A 13780-nucleotide genomic window follows, 5' to 3' on the forward strand; every position below is an offset into this window, starting at 1 on the left:
GGATCAGTTTTTCATGTCTTCCGCGCCTTGCAACGGCTCGTCGCCCAAGGTCAGGTCTTTGTCGTGGTTGATCTGCTCTTCTTCAAACAGGCGCCAGGTCTGACCTTGCTCTTCGCCCAGTACTTCAACGAAGCGCCGACCCTCAATCTTATCGGGCAGTTGACCGATGTAGCGACCCGGCTGTGAAGCGCTGCGAGTCAGCGCCACCTTGCGGTCTTTTTCTGGTTGGGTGGGCGAGATGAGGTTCAGCTCCAATTTTTCCGGTTGGCTACCGCCGGTCAAGCGCAGCACGGTTTCACCGGTCACTTCGTCGAGATGAATCGCCGCGTGCATTTTCATGTTTTGAGCCAATATTTCGCGGTCCAGCGATCGGTTGATGCCCTTGCCAGCCTCGTAATAGTTATCGTTGACCAGGTTGTCCGGATTCTTCACGGCGATGGTGACCATCGCCAGCGTCAAGGTCGTTGAAAACGCAAGGATTCCGATGATGATCCATGGCCAAATGTGCTTGTACCAAGGGCTGGACGCTGTTGCTACGGGCATGACAATTGTCTCTTATCGAATTTGTGGACCGATGAAACGGCTCTTGGCTTGAACGTGGGTGCTGCTGTTATCGGCGTCTTTGAGGGTGAAGGTCACCTCGTTGGTGCTCGATGGCAATTGCTCCGGAGCGCTCGATAACTCGAACGGCATGGTGAAAATCTCACCTGCGGCTACCTTGAACTCGCGGCGACCCTGCAGTTTCAGGTCGGGTAATCCAGATGCGTCGAGCACATAGCTGTGGTCGACTTGATCTTTGTTCATGACTTTTAGGCTGTAGACGTTTTCGATCCGGCCTTCAGCGTTTTCCCGGTACAGAACCCGGTCCTTACTCACGTCGAAACCGACCAGGGACCGCATGAAGAACGCGCTCGCAAGGAGCCCCATCATGATTAGCAGCACCACTGCATAGCCGATCAAGCGAGGTCGCAGTTTATAAGTTTTTTGCCCTGACAGGTTGTGTTCAGTGGTGTAACTGATAAGCCCGCGGGGGTAATTCATTTTATCCATGATCGTGTCGCACGCATCGACGCACGCGGCGCAACCGATGCATTCAATTTGCAAGCCGTCACGGATGTCGATCCCGGTCGGGCAAACTTGTACGCACATCGTACAATCGATGCAATCGCCCAAGCCTTGCGCTTTGTAATCGATGTCCTTTTTCCGCGTGCCGCGCTTCTCACCGCGACGAGGGTCATAGGAAACGATCAGGGTGTCTTTATCGAACATCACACTTTGGAAGCGCGCATACGGGCACATATAGATGCACACTTGCTCGCGCAGCCAGCCAGCGTTGCCGTAAGTGGCAAGGGTGAAAAAACCTACCCAGAAATACGACCAGCCTTCCGCCTGCCCTGTGAAGAACTCGAGGGTGAGTTCCCGGATCGGCGCGAAATAACCCACGAAAGTCAGGCCGGTAACGAAACCAATCAATAGCCAGAGGCTGTGCTTTGCGGCTTTGCGCAGGAGCTTGTTGGATGATATCGGTGCTTTATCCAGCTTGATGCGCTGGTTGCGGTCACCCTCGGTGACTTTTTCGCACCACATGAAAATCCAGGTCCAGACGCTTTGCGGACAGGTATACCCGCACCAGACACGACCGGCGAACACGGTGATGAAGAACAGACCAAAAGCACTGACGATCAATATGCCCGACAGCAGAATGAAGTCCTGCGGCCAGAAGGTTGCTCCAAAGATATAGAACTTGCGTTCCGGCAGGTTCCACCAGACCGCTTGATGCCCGCCCCAATTCAGCCAAACCGTGCCGAAATACAATAGAAACAACCCGGCCCCGCCGGCCATTCGCAAATTGCGAAAAAGACCGGTAAAGGCGCGCGTGTAGATTTTTTCCCGCGAGGCGTAGAGGTCGACAGTGCTGTTGTCGTTTTTAGACGGCGGAGTAACGTTGTGTACCGGAATCTGATTGCTCATTAGTGCGTCCCACGGCAGTGGAAAAATGCCTTGGCCAGTGCGTGCCAGCCGAGGTCAGAAGTAGTGTCGCCAAGGCATCAATGATACGCCTGTCGCCCAAGTCTAAGTGTGCGGCCTTTGGTCGCGTTGGGCTAACACGAATGTTGGTGTAGGTGATCTGAGTCAATGAATGGATGAATTATGGACGATTGGTAGTCCTTTGCCCGATCCAATAAGGGATTGTCGCCTGTCGGCCGTAAGATCGGGATGAAAGTTTCGAGAACTTCATAGGTCTCTGGACGGCGCTGTTACTCATCTATCTACTGTCCTGGAGTCAATGGATAACGCCGTTGATTCTGTATTTTGAAAACTTTAGGAAAAGGATTTCCATGCCCAATTCATCTTTTAACTTACCGCCCACTACAAAGCGCTTGGCGTGTATTGCATTGCTGTTATGCGCCGTTGTTGTGCCAGCTACGTACGCTGGCGATACACCCACTCACATGGTGTTTGCGTCAGATCCTCAATACCCGTGGACTGACAAATCAGAGGATGGTAGCAACGAATCGAGTTCGGTCAGGGATGCTCGATCGGCCGCTTTCATCGTTGCGCAATACACCAGTATTCAAACGTTTCGCGACCAGCATGGTGGCGGCAATGCAGTACCCGTAATGATCAACGGTGACATGACGGCTTACGGTCACGCGTCCGAGCGTAGCTACGTGCGTGAGACGTTGGCGAGCTTGCTGAACAATCAGTATGACTACGGGTTAGGCAACCATGACTATGCCAACAATGTGGATGACTGTTTATTCAATGCCTGCGCAGGCGGGAGTGTGAGCGATTTCATTGATCGCTACTGGGGCAAGGTCGATAATATGGACCTCGCCGCCAAGGATGCTACGTTTGGCAGGTCTTACTACGGCAGCCTGGCGTATTCACGCACCATGGGGCAAGTCCATTGGGTGCAGTTGAATAACGAGCCTACTTACCACGTTAACTTCACTGCCGGTAACGCGTTACTGTTTAACAAACGCGAGTATGAAATCACCCACGCGCTGGACTGGCTCGAACGCGACCTGCAAGGCGCACGGGCGAGTGGCAAAATCATTATTTTGAATATGCATAAACCGGGCAGATGGAGTGGCGATGACCATTTGGTCCAGCGATTCAGGGATATGATCCAGCGTTATGGGGTGGTAGCGGTATTCGCCGGGCATAAGCATTTAGAGTTGGGTCAATACGATGGTGATCTCCGGCGGTTTGGCGAAGTGCCGGTATTTTTGAGCGGCGCGGCATTTCGACAAAGTTACCTCATAGCCACGCTGTCCGACGACAAAACTTCGTTAACTGTCAGCGTGGTGGAGAAAAACGACTGGCGAGCTCGTCGTCCCGTTGCAACGCTGAAGATTCACTAGAGTTGACCCGCACAGGGCAGACTTAATAATGAGCGAGCATACTCAAAAGGCAAAACGGCCCCGTCAACTTTATTGACGGGGCCGTTGCGTGCCGCCCTCGAGCGTTAGTCGGCAGTGGCTGCTTTTTCTCCATGGGAGAGGCTGTAAACGTAAGCAGCCAGCAGGTGAACCTTGTCGTTACCTTGCAGCAATTCCTGAGCAGGCATCTGGCCCTGACGGCCGTAACGGATAGTCTGCTGCAATTGCGCGAAGCTCGAACCGTAGATGAACGCCGCCGGATGAGTCAGGTTTGGGGCGCCCATTGCTGGAGTTCCTTTTCCTTCTGGTCCGTGGCACGCAACACAATTGGTGGCGAACAATTTTTGGCCCGCAACTGGATCTGCGTTCGAATCGGCAGGCAGTTTACGACCGTCCAGTTGTGTGGTGACGAATGCAGAAACGTCCCGTACCCCCTGATCACCGATCACCGGACCCCATGCAGGCATTACCGCATGGCGGCCACCCATGATGGTGGTCTTGATGGTTTGCGGGTCGCCACCCCAGCGCCAATCTTCGTCGGTCAGGTTAGGAAAACCGTAAGCACCTTTCGCATCGGAACCGTGGCAAACCGAGCAGTTGGAGGCGAACAAGCGGCCCCCCATCTTCAAGGCTTGCGGGTCTTTGGCTACTTCTTCGATGGGCATCGACGCAAACTTAGCGAAAATCGGACCAAATCTAGCGTCCGATTTGGCCATCTCCTTCTCCCATTCGTGAACGCCAGTCCAGCCGCTTTGGCCATTGGCGAACTCGGTCTTTTTGTCGTTGTCCAGGTAACCGTAGCCTGGTAACAGGCCTTTCCAGTTGCCTAGGCCTGGGTACAGCGCAAGATAGCCCAATGCAAAAATAATGGTGCCGAGAAACAGCATGAACCACCATTTAGGCAGCGGGTTGTCGTATTCCTCGATGCCATCGAAGGAATGGCCCACTGTTTCTTCAGTCTGCTCGCTGCGCTGGCCCTTGCGGGTCGACATCAGCAACCAGGTCAGGGCAAAAATGGTACCCAAACTGAGAACTGTGACGTACAGGCTCCAGAACGTTGTCATTCTTTGTTACTCCTGGACGCTTGTTCTTGCTCGACGTGCTTGATGGCTTCGGGATCATCCGCAAAGGGCAGCAAGGTCGCCTCATCGAACTCGGACTTACGTCGTCCGCTAAATACCCACAGTGCCAGACCGATAAACGCCACCAGCACAACAACTGTGCCAAGGCCTCGAATCATGCCGATATCCATCACTATCACCGTTTGCTTTTGATGATGGTGCCGAGGCCCTGAAGGTAAGCGACCAACGCATCCATTTCAGTTTTGCCTTTCACGGCAGCGCTTGCACCGGCGATATCTTCGTCAGTGTAAGGAACGCCAAGCGTGCGTAAGACTTCCATTTTTTTCCCTGTGTCTTTGCCGTCGAGCTTGTTTTCTACCAAGAACGGGTAGGCAGGCATTTTCGACTCGGGCACGACGTTACGAGGGTTGTACAGGTGGGCGCGGTGCCAGTCGTCAGAGTAGCGACCGCCGACGCGGGCCAAGTCAGGACCGGTACGCTTGGAACCCCACAGAAACGGGTGATCCCAAACGCTTTCACCGGCTACTGAATAGTGACCGTAGCGTTCTGTTTCCGCGCGGAAAGGACGAATCATTTGCGAGTGGCAGCCAACACAACCGTTGGCGATGAAGATGTCGCGACCTTCAAGCTCCAGTGCCGGGCGCGGCTTCATGCCTTCGACAGGTTTGTTGGTCACATCCTGGAAGAACAATGGAACGATCTGGGTCAAGCCACCGACGCTGACGGCGATGACCATGAAAAAGGCCAGCAGGCCAATGTTCTTCTCGAGAACTTCGTGTCTCATCAGTGAGCTCCAACTACAGCGATCTGAGCGGCGGCATCAGCTTCAACCGGGTCCGAGGCGCGTACAGTGCGAAACACGTTGTACGCCATGAACAGCATGCCGCTGGCGAAGAAAGCACCGCCAATGGCGCGCACAATGTAGCCCGGGTGGCTGGCTTGCAACGCTTCAACGAACGAGTAGGTGAGGGTGCCGTCATCATTGATCGCACGCCACATCAGGCCCTGAGTAATACCATTGACCCACATCGAGGCGATGTACAAAACGGTGCCGATAGTTGCCAACCAGAAGTGGGTGTTGATCAGGCCAACACTGTGCATCTGAGGACGGCCGAAGACCTTCGGGATCATATGGTACAAGGCGCCTATCGAGATCATCGCTACCCAGCCAAGAGCGCCGGCGTGTACGTGGCCGATTGTCCAGTCGGTGTAGTGAGACAGCGAGTTGACGGTCTTGATGGCCATCATCGGACCTTCGAAGGTCGACATGCCGTAAAACGCCAGGGAGACTACCAGGAAGCGCAGGATCGGGTCGGTGCGCAGCTTGTGCCATGCACCTGAGAGGGTCATCATCCCGTTGATCATCCCGCCCCAGCTAGGCGCCAGGAGAATGATCGACATCGCCATGCCCAGCGACTGAGCCCAATCCGGTAATGCGGTGTAGTGCAAGTGGTGCGGACCGGCCCAGATGTACAGGGTAATCAGCGCCCAGAAGTGCACGATCGACAAACGATAAGAGTAGATCGGCCGCTCGGCCTGCTTCGGAACGAAGTAGTACATCATTCCCAAGAAGCCCGTGGTAAGGAAGAACCCTACCGCGTTGTGGCCGTACCACCATTGAATCATTGCATCCGTCGCACCGGCGTAAGCCGAATAGGACTTAAAGAGCGAAACAGGTAACGAGGCGTGGTTAACGATGTGCAACATCGCAGTCACAAGAATAAACGCGCCATAGAACCAGAGGCCCACGTAAATGTGTTTGGTCTTGCGCTTAACGATGGTGCCAAAAAACACAATCGCGTAAGTAACCCAGACAATGGCCAACAAAATAGCGAGAGGCCATTCCAGTTCGGCGTATTCCTTAGTCGTTGTATAGCCCAACGGCAGAGTGATGATTGCGCCGACGATTACTGCTTGCCATCCCCAAAAGTGGAAAGCAGCCATGCCATCAGAGATCAATCGTGTCTGGCAGGTTCGCTGCACGACATAATAAGAAGTGGCAAACAATGCACAACCACCAAAGGCGAAAATCACCAGGTTTGTGTGCAGTGGGCGTAAGCGTCCGAATGTCGTCCACGGCAAACCCAAATTTAAATCGGGCCATACAAGCTGTGAGGCGATAAAGACACCAAGCCCCATGCCAAGGATCCCCCAGACCACCGTCATAATGGCGAACTGGCGGACTACCTTATAGTTATAAGCAGTCGGACTGATTGCTGTGCTCATTCTAAGGTTCCACGGTTGGAGTGTTTTTTTGGAATAAAAAAGCGGTCGCAAGTATGGAGAAAGCAGGTTTTCATTGCAACGCGACCAAAGCCGTGCAATTGCTCCCTGAAGCTTATTCTGCGGCCGTTACAGCATGGTCAGGAGGCCATCGGGCATCCTGAAGAAATGCTGAGGTAGACATACAAAGTAACGGTTCCAAGCGAGTGAAATAAAGTGTGCATCACGAGAAGCTACCCGCTAATACCAAAGTAAGCGGCGAAGAGCCGTATTACCGGGCGTTTTGCGCGCAGTGTCGAACAATCTGCAATGCACAATGTGTATCACTTTTTCGGTGGCCTACTGTTATGCGTCCACTGTGCGGGGAAGCTTAGTCCTGAATGACTAGGGTGGGAAGCCGTTCTCATAATAGGTGCGACACTTAGTCGCGGAAAATAAGAAAACTGCCGCTCTTGTCCAGAGAGTGGCAGTTTCTTAGCCTTAGGTTATTTTCTTTACAGAAAGACTATTTTGCCTTGGCTGTTTGTTCCCCAGTCTGTGCATTGTCTTGGGATAGGCTGTAAACATAGGCCGCTAACAACTGCACTTTGTCATTACCTAGCAGATCGTTTTGCGCAGGCATATGGCCCTGACGCCCGTAACGGATGGTTTGTTGCAATTGCGCCACGCTGCTGCCGTAAATGAAACCGGCAGGTTGAGTCAAGTCCGGCGCGCCCATTGCCTGAGTACCTTTACCGGCAGGGCCGTGGCAAGCAACACAGGTGGTGTTGAACGTTTGTTGGCCTGCCTCAATGTTGGCAGTGTCGTCAGCCGAGCGTGGCAGACCGGCAAGACCGTGACGTACATACGCCGCCACATTCTTCACCCCTTCGTCACCAAGAATCGGACCCCAAGCCGGCATCATCGCGATGCGACCACCCATGATGGTGGTCTTGATGGTGTCGGGACTGCCGCCCCAGCGCCAAATTTTATCCGCCAGGTTAGGAAAGCCGTAAGCACCCTTAGCGTCCGAGCCGTGGCAAACCGAGCAGTTGGACGCAAACAGGCGACCACCCATTTTCAATGCCTGTGGATCTTTTGCGACTTCCTCCACCGGCATGGCAGCGAATTTGGCGAAGATGGGTCCGAACTTGGCGTCAGCCTTGTCCATTTCCTTCTGCCATTCGTTAACCCCGGTCCAGCCATTTTCATAGCCGGGCAAAACGCCTTTCCAGTTACCTAAACCCGGATAAAGGATCAAGTAACCGATCGCAAATACGATCGTCCCGGCGAATAACATGAACCACCATTGCGGCAGTGGATTGTCATATTCCTCAATGCCGTCGAAGCTGTGACCCATGGTCTGATCGGTGCTGCCTTTGGTTTCGCCTTTGCGGGTGCCGACCAGCAACCAAGTGAGGGCTATCAGCGTGCCAATGGTCAGGACGCAAATGTAGGTGCTCCAAAAAGTTGTCATGGCTTACCTCTTGCTCTTGATCGAAGTGCCAAGCACTTGCAGGTAGGCAACCAGCGCGTCCATCTCGGTTTTGCCCTTGACAGATTCGACGGCCCCGGCGATGTCGCCGTCGGTGTATGGCACGCCAAAATTACGCATGGTTTTGAGCTTGATTTCAGTGTGGCTACTGTCGAGTGGAGTCGTTACCAGCCATGGGTAGGCGGGCATTTTCGATTCCGGCACGACGTTGCGCGGGTTGTACAAGTGCGCGCGGTGCCAATCATCCGAATAGCGTGCGCCGACCCTTGCCAAATCCGGCCCTGTACGCTTGGAGCCCCACAAGAATGGGTGATCCCAAACGCTTTCACCGGCCACTGAATAGTGCCCATAGCGTTCGGTTTCAGCCCGGAACGGCCGAATCATCTGCGAGTGACAACCCACACAGCCGTTGGCGATATAGATGTCGCGACCTTCAAGTTGCAGCGCGGTGTAAGGCTTCATGCCTTCGACCGGTTTGTTGGTCACGTCCTGAAAAAACAGCGGCACAATCTGCGTCAGACCGCCGATGCTCACAGCCAGCACCATCAGGAGCATTAAAAGGCCAACGTTTTTCTCGATTACTTCGTGTTTCATGGCGAACTCCTCAGGCCATTTGCGCAGCGGCGATGGCTTCGGCAGGCACTGAAGCCCGCACGGTGCGCCACGTGTTGTAGGCCATCAGCAGCATGCCGCTGAAGAAAATTGCGCCACCAATTAGCCGCACCACATAGCCGGGGTGGCTTGCGACCAGGGTTTCGACGAAGGAGTAAGTGAGCGTGCCGTCTTCGTTGACTGCGCGCCACATAAGGCCTTGAGCAATGCCGTTGACCCACATCGAGGCGATGTACAACACGGTGCCAATGGTTGCCAGCCAGAAATGCGCATTGATCAAACCCATGCTGTGCATTTGTGGACGACCGAAGATTTTCGGGATCATGTGGTAAAGGGCACCAATCGAGATCATCGCTACCCAGCCAAGAGCGCCGGCGTGTACGTGGCCGATGGTCCAGTCGGTGTAGTGGGAGAGGGCGTTGACGGTTTTGATGGCCATCATCGGCCCTTCAAACGTCGACATGCCGTAGAACGCGAGTGAGACGACCAAGAAGCGCAGGATCGGATCGCTGCGCAACTTATGCCAGGCACCTGATAACGTCATCATGCCGTTGATCATGCCGCCCCAACTTGGAGCCAGCAAAATCAGTGACATCACCATGCCCAACGACTGGGCCCAATCCGGCAGGGCGGTGTAGTGCAAGTGGTGAGGACCGGCCCAGATGTACAGCGTGATCAATGCCCAGAAGTGAACGATCGACAACCGATACGAATACACCGGACGTTCGGCTTGCTTGGGCACGAAGTAATACATCATCCCCAAAAAGCCTGCAGTGAGGAAAAACCCTACTGCGTTGTGCCCGTACCACCACTGCACCATGGCGTCCGTCGCCCCGGAGTAGATCGAGTAGGACTTGGTCAAACTGATCGGTACTTCAAGGTTGTTGACGATGTGCAAAATTGCCACGGTGAGGATGAACGCACCGAAGAACCAGTTGCCGACGTAAATGTGTTTAGTGGTGCGCTTTTTCAGCGTGCCAAAAAACACGACCGCGTAGGCGACCCAAACAATGGTGATCAGAATATCGATCGGCCACTCCAGTTCGGCGTATTCCTTGGAGCTGGTATAACCGAGTGGCAACGAGATGGCGGCCAGTACGATCACAAGCTGCCAACCCCAGAACGTAAACTGCGCCAGTTTCGGGGCGAACAGTTGCGTCTGGCAGGTGCGTTGTACCGAGTAGTAAGAGGCTGCAAACAGCGCACAACCACCAAAGGCGAAAATCACCGCATTGGTGTGCAAGGGGCGCAGACGCCCAAATGTTGTCCACGGTAAGTCGAAGTTGAGTTCGGGCCAAACCAATTGCGCGGCGATAAATACACCGAGCCCCATTCCGACGATCCCCCACACCACCGTCATAATGGCGAATTGGCGGACCACCCGGTAGTTGTAGGCGGTACTGTTCGTTGTAGTCATTTAGGTGTGTTCCTATCTTGCTTTGTTCGCAACAGAGCTCCGGAACAGAGCTCCGGGTCATAGCGCCGAGTTATTCAGACTGATCAAAAGCGAGGCAAGCATGAGCAATGGGCAAAGGGCCGGTATTGACGAGGATCAATGCGCGCAACTGGCGTACAACAATGGTTGGTTATGGACGCCTTCCTCGAAGCGGGCTGAAGACCCTGTGGCGACCCTGATTTTGGCTCACGGAGCGGGTGCGCCAATGGACAGCGATTTCATGAATGGAATCGCTGAACGCCTTGCAGCACGGGGCGTCAACGTATTGCGCTTCGAGTTCGCCCACATGGCCCAGCGGCGGGTTGATAGCCGCAAGCGCCCGCCCAACCCGCAAGCGCAGCTACTTGACTGTTGGCGGCAGGTCTACACGCAGGTGCGACCACAGGTCGCTGGCCGCCTGGCCATCGGCGGCAAGTCCATGGGCGGCAGAATGGCCAGTCTGGTGGCTGATGAGTTGGGGGTAGATGGGTTGGTATGCCTGGGCTATCCGTTTTATGCCGCGGGTAAGCCGCAAAAGCCCCGGGTCGCGCACTTGGCGGGGTTGAAAACGCCGACGCTGATCGTGCAAGGCGAACGGGACGCGCTGGGTAATCGCCAGACAGTGGAGGGGTATGAGTTGTCAGCGCTGATCAGTCTTTATTGGCTAACGAGCGGTGATCATGATCTGAAACCGTTGAAGTCGTCGGGGTTTACTCATGAGGAGCACTTGGACAGCGCGGCGCAGGCCGTTGAGACATTTTTAAAGGGCCGCTAAATACCTGTTGGTGCGTGTTTAGAGCAGGTAGGGCCCAAACCGGGACCTACCTGTTACAGCGCTTGATTTTTACTTTCTAATCCCGAAACAGTTCAATTTCAAATTGTTCGACACCAAGTTCACGCTGCCACCGTCCAGGTTGAAGGAGCGAGAGTTGCCGAGTGAACCACTGGATACTTGTTCATTCGTCCACCAGCCCCAGCCGTTATTCCAGCCCAATAGGTGGCCTACTGACGGGTCTTCCTCTGCATAAACGGCGCGAAGTTGTTTGAAGTCATTAACGTTCATTGAATGAACGCCTTGCTGATCGCAAAAAGCCCGATAGCCATAGAAGTCTTTGCGTATATCTTGGAAACCCACGAAAACCCGTGCACCCGAGGTGGTCAGTGTGTAACTAGCCGTGGCACCCAGCGCGTCCGTAACCGTGATCGTCGTAACGCCGTTACCAGCAGCGATAACCTTGCCATGGTTATCCACAAGCGCAACCGCTGTGGCGCTTGATTGGTATTGGTAAGGTGGCTGACCACCGGTTGCGACGCGGGTATAAATTGCACTCACCGGCGGATTCGCGGGTGGCCGCCCTTCGAATACTACATAGCCACCGAGTGTCAGTGCGTGGTCGGCGCCCAAATTCAAAGGCGGCGCCAGCGCCTGCACATGAAAGGTCTTCGCTGGTGACTCAACCGGCGCGGCTTCGCCACGAGTGACGCTGTAGTTGACGCTGACCTCACTGCCTGCACTCGCCACCGCTAACGACTTGGGCAATGTAAAGTCGATCTCTCCCGCGTCGCCCGCTACCTGAGGCGCGGTCGTATAAGGAAAACTGCCTGCCCACTTCACAATAATGCTGTCTTTGCCATCAATGTCGGTGTAGCGAGGGACCGTCACGATGACGCCGGAATCAGGGACGTTTTCCGGGATCAGGATGTCGTCTTGATCTACACCGGCGACGGTAGGTTTGGGGAGCAAAGTAGGGCCATGCGCAGCAACTTTTACGAGCAGCACGTCCGAGGAGAACGTCTGATTACCTCGTTTCACCGTGTACGACACGTTGACATTGCCGTTCAGGTTGGCGTCCACATACATTTTTTTGACCCGGAAAAGCACTTCCTTCCCCGACGTTCCGCTGTTAAGCGTAGTGCTTGTGCTGTATGCCCCGCCCGGGGATGTGCCATCCCAATGAAGGATAACTTTGTCCAACGGCGCCATGCCTGCGAACGGTCGAATACGCACGATTGCTTCCAACACGATGTCAGCTGGATCGAGTACACCGTTAGCACTCAGTCCCTCGACAATCGCAGGCGGCAGTAGCGTGCTTCCACCTGCGCTCACTTGAACATGCAGCGAAGGTGACTTGAAAAACGCTCGGGCGAACGTAGTCACTGTGTAATACAGCTCTAGCGTGCCACCTGCCAACGCGCTGACTTTTTCGTCGGGGATCAGAAACGCCAGCGGCACCCCGACGTCATCACTATTGAGATTCTTGACTTCCTCATGGATAACATTGGCCCCGCTGGCCGTCTTGCCCATCCATACCAACGTGACATCGTTGCCGTCAGCCATAAAATAATAGGCCGGCACCTGAGCGATTACGTTGTGCGCGGTAGGATCAAGCACGCCGTTATTCTGCTCCGCCGCAGGTAGCTTCGGTGGCGCCAACACCTGAGTTTCTCCGACGATTGACAGGGGCAGGCTTTTGGAACGCAACTCATCGCCGGATGCCGTCTTAACCTTATATTTAAGCCGCGCCCGGCCTTGGGCGATAGGCTCGAATTGTTCATTCGGAATCAAGAACTGCACAAATCCGACTGACGTCCCTACTGCCTTTTTCGAGACATAAGGTTCCAGCCCCATGCCTTCAGCCGTGCTGCGTTCGAGAGTTAGTGTGATTTCATCCGTGGCATTGATACCCGGATAAGACAGCACCAGTGCCTGTACGTCGGCACCGGCCAGAGTCACCAGATCCAATTCCATATTCAGGGCCTGTGGCGCGACTGGGGCGGGCAAAGTCGAGTTGCCGACTTCGACTTCGACGTAAGTGGGAAGAGACCAGCGCGACCAATTGTTTACAACGTCGCGAAGTTCATAACGTACTTCTAACATGTCGGAATCGCCAGCGGCATCAATGATGTCCTTGGCAATGGGGAGTACGACGGGTTTGCCAATCTCGGATTCAAGACTCAATTCATACTTGACGAATTCACCGTTCCACGAAAGTGTAATTCTGTCGCCTAATTCCATATTGTGATACGGCGCAATAGTAACGCTTACACCTTTGGTCGAATTGATAATACCTGGCGGTGAAATAACCACTTTGATCAGGGCTTCGTTTTCCCACGGTGTGACCGGGTTAATGTCAGTCCCACCGGGTAATGTCAACTTAACTCTGATGGTGGCAGGGTGGGATGTATTTTTTAACCCGCCAATAGGTTCGGTCACTTCGTAAAGTAGGGTTATCTGCTCAGGACGAATGTACTGCTGATCCAGTCCCAATACAATATGTGACGGCGTTTCAGGGATGAGATCTCCATCTTTGATCGTATAGTTTAAAACAGGGATGCTATCGCAATATAGATCGATGACATCACCCACCGCCATGCCTGAGTAAGGTCCTACTTTTACGAGAAGAGGTACTCTGGGGTCAAGTGTATCCGCATAACCTATACCACTAGGATCATGAAGGTTTTGCATAGAGGGCGCAGGGAGTAAGGTTTTTAAAAAATTTGTCATTATGTTTTCCGGTTTTATTAATTCATTAGAGGGCGAGCCGTTAGGACTCGCCCAGTTCATTAC

At 54.1% G+C, this 13780-nt stretch carries 12 protein-coding genes; 2 read left to right on the forward strand and 10 right to left on the reverse strand.

What is annotated here, in order from left to right:
- Nucleotides 1-3: 3 nt before the first annotated feature.
- Nucleotides 4-543 (reverse strand): FixH family protein, encoded by a 540-nt coding sequence (locus QN378_RS14695; protein ID WP_322204567.1) that lies wholly within the window; start codon nucleotides 541-543, stop codon nucleotides 4-6.
- Between the two features lie 12 nt (nucleotides 544-555).
- Complete coding sequence (gene ccoG / locus QN378_RS14700) at nucleotides 556-1971, reverse strand: cytochrome c oxidase accessory protein CcoG (RefSeq protein ID WP_322204565.1); 1416 nt, start codon at nucleotides 1969-1971, stop codon at nucleotides 556-558.
- 368 nt (nucleotides 1972-2339) lie between these two features.
- On the opposite strand from ccoG, the gene QN378_RS14705 reads away from it, so the two are divergent.
- Entirely contained in the window at nucleotides 2340-3368 is a 1029-nt protein-coding gene (locus tag QN378_RS14705) for a metallophosphoesterase family protein (RefSeq protein WP_322204563.1), read from the forward strand.
- A gap of 104 nt (nucleotides 3369-3472) precedes the next feature.
- Here QN378_RS14705 and ccoP (QN378_RS14710) read toward each other — a convergent pair whose 3' ends face one another.
- The 7 genes from ccoP (QN378_RS14710) to ccoN (QN378_RS14740) all read right to left on the reverse strand — a co-directional run bounded on the left by ccoP (QN378_RS14710) (nucleotide 3473) and on the right by ccoN (QN378_RS14740) (nucleotide 10194).
- Nucleotides 3473-4450 (reverse strand): cytochrome-c oxidase, cbb3-type subunit III, encoded by a 978-nt coding sequence (gene ccoP, locus QN378_RS14710; RefSeq protein WP_322204562.1) that lies wholly within the window; start codon nucleotides 4448-4450, stop codon nucleotides 3473-3475.
- Nucleotides 4447-4638, reverse strand: a complete 192-nt coding sequence (locus tag QN378_RS14715; RefSeq protein WP_322165071.1) for a cbb3-type cytochrome c oxidase subunit 3 — start codon at nucleotides 4636-4638, stop codon at nucleotides 4447-4449. Before QN378_RS14715 ends, ccoP (QN378_RS14710) begins: the two co-directional genes overlap by 4 nt.
- 5 nt (nucleotides 4639-4643) lie before the next feature.
- Nucleotides 4644-5252 (reverse strand): cytochrome-c oxidase, cbb3-type subunit II, encoded by a 609-nt coding sequence (gene ccoO, locus QN378_RS14720; RefSeq protein ID WP_322204560.1) that lies wholly within the window; start codon nucleotides 5250-5252, stop codon nucleotides 4644-4646.
- Nucleotides 5252-6694 carry a cytochrome-c oxidase, cbb3-type subunit I gene (gene ccoN / locus QN378_RS14725; RefSeq protein WP_322204558.1) on the reverse strand — a complete coding sequence of 481 codons (1443 nt, stop codon included), beginning with the start codon at nucleotides 6692-6694 and terminating at the stop codon, nucleotides 5252-5254. The genes ccoO (QN378_RS14720) and ccoN (QN378_RS14725) overlap by 1 nt, the downstream gene beginning before the upstream one ends.
- 502 nt (nucleotides 6695-7196) lie before the next feature.
- A complete protein-coding gene (gene ccoP / locus QN378_RS14730; protein ID WP_322204556.1) occupies nucleotides 7197-8147 on the reverse strand; it encodes a cytochrome-c oxidase, cbb3-type subunit III in 951 nt (316 codons plus the stop codon).
- A 3-nt stretch (nucleotides 8148-8150) separates the two neighbouring features.
- The gene (ccoO, locus tag QN378_RS14735; protein WP_322204555.1) at nucleotides 8151-8759 is read right to left on the reverse strand and encodes a cytochrome-c oxidase, cbb3-type subunit II; all 609 of its coding nucleotides are present in this window, start codon (nucleotides 8757-8759) and stop codon (nucleotides 8151-8153) included.
- Between the two features lie 10 nt (nucleotides 8760-8769).
- Complete coding sequence (gene ccoN / locus QN378_RS14740) at nucleotides 8770-10194, reverse strand: cytochrome-c oxidase, cbb3-type subunit I (RefSeq protein ID WP_322204553.1); 1425 nt, start codon at nucleotides 10192-10194, stop codon at nucleotides 8770-8772.
- Nucleotides 10195-10294: 100 nt separating this feature from the next.
- On the opposite strand from ccoN (QN378_RS14740), the gene QN378_RS14745 reads away from it, so the two are divergent.
- Nucleotides 10295-10987 carry an alpha/beta family hydrolase gene (locus tag QN378_RS14745; protein ID WP_323547382.1) on the forward strand — a complete coding sequence of 231 codons (693 nt, stop codon included), beginning with the start codon at nucleotides 10295-10297 and terminating at the stop codon, nucleotides 10985-10987.
- Between the two features lie 69 nt (nucleotides 10988-11056).
- Here QN378_RS14745 and QN378_RS14750 read toward each other — a convergent pair whose 3' ends face one another.
- The gene (locus tag QN378_RS14750) at nucleotides 11057-13777 is read right to left on the reverse strand and encodes a hypothetical protein (protein WP_323547384.1); all 2721 of its coding nucleotides are present in this window, start codon (nucleotides 13775-13777) and stop codon (nucleotides 11057-11059) included.
- Nucleotides 13778-13780: the final 3 nt, after the last annotated feature.

This window comes from Pseudomonas sp. 10S5 (genome assembly GCF_035019745.1).
Classification (GTDB): Bacteria; Pseudomonadota; Gammaproteobacteria; order Pseudomonadales; family Pseudomonadaceae; genus Aquipseudomonas.

What these genes read in the sequence shown, in the direction of transcription:
- QN378_RS14715 (WP_322165071.1), bottom strand. Translation starts at nt 4,638, where the DNA reads ATGGATATCGGCATGATTCGAGGCCTTGGCACAGTTGTTGTGCTGGTG.
- ccoP (WP_322204562.1), bottom strand. Translation starts at nt 4,450, where the DNA reads ATGACAACGTTCTGGAGCCTGTACGTCACAGTTCTCAGTTTGGGTACC.
- QN378_RS14705 (WP_322204563.1), top strand. Translation starts at nt 2,340, where the DNA reads ATGCCCAATTCATCTTTTAACTTACCGCCCACTACAAAGCGCTTGGCG.
- ccoO (WP_322204555.1), bottom strand. Translation starts at nt 8,759, where the DNA reads ATGAAACACGAAGTAATCGAGAAAAACGTTGGCCTTTTAATGCTCCTG.
- QN378_RS14750 (WP_323547384.1), bottom strand. Translation starts at nt 13,777, where the DNA reads ATGAACTGGGCGAGTCCTAACGGCTCGCCCTCTAATGAATTAATAAAA.
- ccoN (WP_322204558.1), bottom strand. Translation starts at nt 6,694, where the DNA reads ATGAGCACAGCAATCAGTCCGACTGCTTATAACTATAAGGTAGTCCGC.
- QN378_RS14695 (WP_322204567.1), bottom strand. Translation starts at nt 543, where the DNA reads ATGCCCGTAGCAACAGCGTCCAGCCCTTGGTACAAGCACATTTGGCCA.
- QN378_RS14745 (WP_323547382.1), top strand. Translation starts at nt 10,295, where the DNA reads ATGAGCAATGGGCAAAGGGCCGGTATTGACGAGGATCAATGCGCGCAA.
- ccoG (WP_322204565.1), bottom strand. Translation starts at nt 1,971, where the DNA reads ATGAGCAATCAGATTCCGGTACACAACGTTACTCCGCCGTCTAAAAAC.
- ccoP (WP_322204556.1), bottom strand. Translation starts at nt 8,147, where the DNA reads ATGACAACTTTTTGGAGCACCTACATTTGCGTCCTGACCATTGGCACG.
- ccoN (WP_322204553.1), bottom strand. Translation starts at nt 10,194, where the DNA reads ATGACTACAACGAACAGTACCGCCTACAACTACCGGGTGGTCCGCCAA.
- ccoO (WP_322204560.1), bottom strand. Translation starts at nt 5,252, where the DNA reads ATGAGACACGAAGTTCTCGAGAAGAACATTGGCCTGCTGGCCTTTTTC.